3 protein-coding genes are annotated in these 4,311 nt (G+C 73.1%); 1 reads left to right on the top strand and 2 read right to left on the bottom strand.

The features are described 5' to 3' along the window. Positions 1-2,588 (bottom strand): DEAD/DEAH box helicase (locus tag ABZ896_RS52075; RefSeq protein ID WP_360946354.1); only part of this gene is annotated, 2,588 nt, incomplete at its 3' end. Between the two features lie 470 nt (positions 2,589-3,058). On the opposite strand from ABZ896_RS52075, the gene ABZ896_RS52070 reads away from it, so the two are divergent. Further along, on the top strand, positions 3,059-3,796 hold the full coding sequence (locus tag ABZ896_RS52070; RefSeq protein WP_360946351.1) for a ferritin-like fold-containing protein: 738 nt from the start codon (positions 3,059-3,061) through the stop codon (positions 3,794-3,796). Positions 3,797-3,827: 31 nt separating this feature from the next. Here the strand turns inward: ABZ896_RS52070 and ABZ896_RS52065 are convergent, their stop codons facing one another. Then, entirely contained in the window at positions 3,828-4,100 is a 273-nt protein-coding gene (locus ABZ896_RS52065) for a hypothetical protein (protein WP_360946357.1), read from the bottom strand. Positions 4,101-4,311 lie beyond the last annotated feature (211 nt).

The raw sequence follows: 4,311 nt of genomic DNA, 5'->3' as shown, positions 1-4,311 counted from the left end.
GGGATGTCGGCGGTCACCGCGGGTGCGGCGGTCTTGCGGGTCGTACGGCGCCGGGGCTTGGCCTCGGTGGCCTCCGCGGTGTCGACCGCGGTCTCGGCCGGGGCCGTGGCCTTGCGGGTGCGGCGCGGCTTGGTCTCCGGTGCGGCCTCGGCCGTGTCCACGGCGGCTTCCGCAGCCTTGGTCGCCGCTGTCTTGCGAGTGAGCCGGGGCTTGGTCTCCACGGTCTCGGCCGTCTCGACGGCTGCCTCCGCCGCCTCCGCTGCCTTGGTGGCCGCGGTCTTGCGGGTGCGGCGCGGCTTCGCCTCGGTGCCCTCCGCCGTGTCCACGGCGGTCGCCGCCGCGGTCTTGCGCGTACGGCGCGGCTTGGCGGCCTCGGCGGACTCGGTCGCCTCCGGCTCCTGGACCGTCTGGGCCGGGATGTCGGCGGTCACCGCGGGTGCGGCGGTCTTGCGGGTCGTACGGCGCCGGGGCTTGGCCTCGGTGGCCTCCGCGGTGTCGACCGCGGTCTCCGCCGGGGCCGTGGCCTTGCGGGTACGGCGCGGCTTGGTCTCCGGCGCCGCCTCGACGGTGTCCACGGCGGCTTCCGCAGCCTTGGTCGCGGCCGTCTTGCGGGTGCGCCGGGGCTTGGCCGGAGCGGCTTCGGCGGTGTCGACCGCGGCGGTCGCCTCCGTCGTCGCCGTAGCCACGGCCGCTTCCGCTGCCTTGGTGGCCGCGGTCTTGCGGGTGCGGCGCGGCTTCGCCTCGGTGGCCTCCGCCGTGTCCACCGCGGTCACGGCGGACTCGACGGGCTCGGCCGCCTTGCGCGTACGGCGGCGCGGCGTCGTCTCCGTGGCCTCCGCGGTGTCGACGGCGGCCTCGGCGGGCGCGGCCGCTGCCGTCTTGCGGGTGCGGCGCGGCTTGGTGGTCGGAGCCGCCTCCACCGCCGGAGCCGCGGGCGCCTCCACGGCGGTCTCGACGACCGTCTCCGCCGCGACGACCGGCTCGGCCGTCTTGCGCGTACGGCGGCGGCGCGGCTTCGCCGGGGTCTCGGCGGCGGTGTCCAGGGCCGGACCTTCCGCCGTCGCGACGGCGGCCTCCGCGGCCGCGGAACCGGTGGCCGACTCGATCGGAGCCGCGGCTGTGGTCACGGGGGCCGGACCAGACGCCGCGCCACGGGTACGGCGACGGCGGCGCGGGGTGCGGGCCGAGGTCTCGGCGGTCTCGCTCTCCACGGCCTCCGGAGCCGTGGCGACCTGCTCGGCCGGAGCCGCCCCGTCCAGCGGGGTCCCGCCGCGGGTGCGACGGCGACGGCGCGGCGTACGGGAAGAACGCTCCTGCTCGGCGGGGCGGGACTCGTCCCGGCCGCCACGGCCGCGACCCCGGTCACGGTCGCCGCGGCCACGGCCACCGCGCCCGCCGGGCTCGCCCAGGTCCTCCAGCTCCTCCGCGTCGAGACCGGCGCGGGTGCGCTCGGCACGCGGCAGGATGCCCTTGGTGCCCGCGGGGATGTTCATCTCCTCGTAGAAGTGCGGGGAGGTGGAGTACGTCTCCGGCGGGTCGTTGAAGTCGAGCTCCAGCGCCTTGTTGATCAGCTGCCAGCGCGGGATGTCGTCCCAGTCGACGAGGGTGATCGCGATGCCCTTGGCACCCGCGCGGCCGGTACGGCCGATGCGGTGCAGGTATGTCTTCTCCTCTTCGGGGGACTGGTAGTTGATGACGTGGGTGACACCCTCGACGTCGATGCCGCGGGCGGCGACGTCGGTGCAGACGAGGACGTCCACCTTGCCGTTGCGGAAGGCGCGCAGCGCCTGCTCGCGGGCGCCCTGGCCGAGGTCGCCGTGGACCGCGCCGGCCGCGAAGCCGCGCTGCTTGAGCTGGTCGGCGAGGTCGGCCGCGGTGCGCTTGGTGCGGCAGAAGACCATGGCCAGGCCCCGGCCGTCGGACTGCAGTATCCGCGCGACCATCTCGGGCTTGTCCATGTTGTGCGCGCGGTAGACGAACTGCGCGGTGTTCGCGACCGTCGCGCCCTCGTCGTCCGGCGCGGTGGCGCGGATGTGCGTGGGCTGCGACATGTAGCGGCGCGCGAGACCGATGACCGCGCCCGGCATGGTCGCCGAGAACAGCATGGTCTGGCGGCGGGCCGGCAGCAGGTTGATGATCTTCTCGACGTCGGGCAGGAAGCCCAGGTCGAGCATCTCGTCGGCCTCGTCGAGGACGAGCGCCTTGATGTGGCCGAGGTTGAGCTTCTTCTGGCCCGCGAGGTCCAGGAGCCGGCCCGGGGTGCCGACGACGACGTCGACGCCCTTCTTGAGGGCCTCGACCTGGGGCTCGTAGGCGCGGCCGCCGTAGATGGCCAGCACGCGCACGTTACGGACCTTGCCGGCCGTCAGGAGGTCGTTGGTGACCTGCGTGCACAGCTCGCGGGTGGGGACGACGACGAGCGCCTGCGGGGCGTCGGTGAGCGCCTCGGGCTTGGCGCGCCCGGCCTCGACGTCGGCGGGGACGGTGACGCGCTCCAGGAGCGGCAGGCCGAAGCCGAGCGTCTTGCCGGTGCCGGTCTTGGCCTGGCCGATGACGTCGGTGCCCGAGAGGGCGACCGGGAGCGTCATCTCCTGGATGGGGAAGGGGTTGATGATGCCGACGGCTTCGAGGGCCTCGGCCGTCTCGGTGAGAATCCCGAGATCGCGGAAAGTCGTAGTCAGGGTGCTGCCTCTTCTGTGTGCGCGGTGCGAGGCGAGCGCGGGGGGTCTTGTCTGACCGTGCTGGGGACGTCGGCTGCCTTACGGGCAAGCCGTATGGCACGGGACCACTGCCGACGCTCTAGCGCTCGTACCGCTGAGGGTGTCCCTCCGGTCGTCGTACGCAATGTGCCGTACGGCCTGGGAGGGCTGTCGGGTCGGAGCCGATCGGGCCACCGACCGGGCATCCTCATACGTGCGGCCCGTCGAGTAGTCGGCAGGCGCATTACCACCATACCCCGGAATCGCGCACGCGCGATGGCCGATTTGGTCACGTAGTCGTCGTCACACTGATTGACCAGGGACTTCCGCAACCTGGCGAGCGGACTATTGTGCGCTTCATGACGACGCCTGACAACACCTCCGACACCCCCGCCGAGCACACCGGAGTGGCCGCCCAGGACTGGGACCGGGCCGCCGCCGACCCCCAGTACCGGGCCGCGGTCGTCGACCTCCTCGGCGCGCTCGCGTACGGCGAACTCGCGGCGTTCGAGCGGCTCGCGGAGGACGCGAAGCTCGCGCCGACGCTGGCGGACAAGGCGGAGCTGGCGAAGATGGCGTCGGCGGAGTTCCACCACTACGAGAAGCTGCGGGACCGGCTGACGGAGATCGGCGAGGAGCCGACGGCCGCCATGGAGCCGTTCGTGGCCGCGCTCGACGGCTTCCACAAGCAGACGGCGCCGTCGGACTGGCTGGAAGGGCTCGTCAAGGCGTACGTCGGCGACTCCATCGCCAGTGACTTCTACCGGGAGGTCGCCGCGCGGCTCGACTCGGACTCGCGCGAGCTGGTCCTGGCCGTGCTCGACGACACGGGGCACGCGGAGTTCGCGGTGGAGAAGGTACGGGCCGCGATCGACGCGGACCCCCGGGTGGGCGGCCGACTCGCGCTGTGGGCGCGGCGGTTGATGGGGGAGGCGCTGTCGCAGTCGCAGCGGGTGGTCGCGGACCGGGACGCGCTGTCGACGATGCTCGTGGGCGGGGTGGCCGACGGGTTCGACCTGGCCGAGGTGGGGCGGATGTTCTCGCGGATCACCGAGGCGCACACCAAGAGGATGGCGGCGCTGGGGTTGGCCGCGTAGCCCTTGCCGGGGCGCGGGCCGTGCTTCTCGGCTACGCCGGTGCGGAGCGGCGGCCCATTCTGCGGCCCGACGGGCGGAGCAGCAGCGACAGGCTCGCCACCGAGACCACGACCGAGCCCAGCAGGTTCAGCAGGACGTTGCCCGGGTCCAGGGCGGTGTGGGTGACGAAGGCGCCGAAGAGGGCGCCTGCCGTGCCCGTGGCGAGGACCAGGGAGCGCTTGGGGAGGCGGTGCGCCAGGCGGTGGACCGCCAGCGCCGCCAGAGCCAGACCGAGCAATGCGGAGCCGAGCGCTTCGATCAACATCATGGGGTCCCTCCCACACGGCCACACTGCGCGTCACGGTCGTAGCCCGTCATACCCGTGACCTGCGGAATGCAATCCTCCCCTGTGGGGGACTTGTGCTCCATATGTGGAGCAGAAACCGCCGAACGGCGACGTCGGGTCGAACTTGTTGAACGTGTTGGACCAGACGACCCCGGCCCGGAGCTTGTTCGCGACCGCCAGGATCCGCGAG

This window comes from Streptomyces sp. NPDC047072, assembly GCF_040643855.1.
GTDB lineage: Bacteria > Actinomycetota > Actinomycetes > Streptomycetales > Streptomycetaceae > Streptomyces.
The sequence above is the reverse complement of the archived record's forward strand: the minus strand, read 5'-3'. Positions and strand labels throughout refer to the sequence as shown.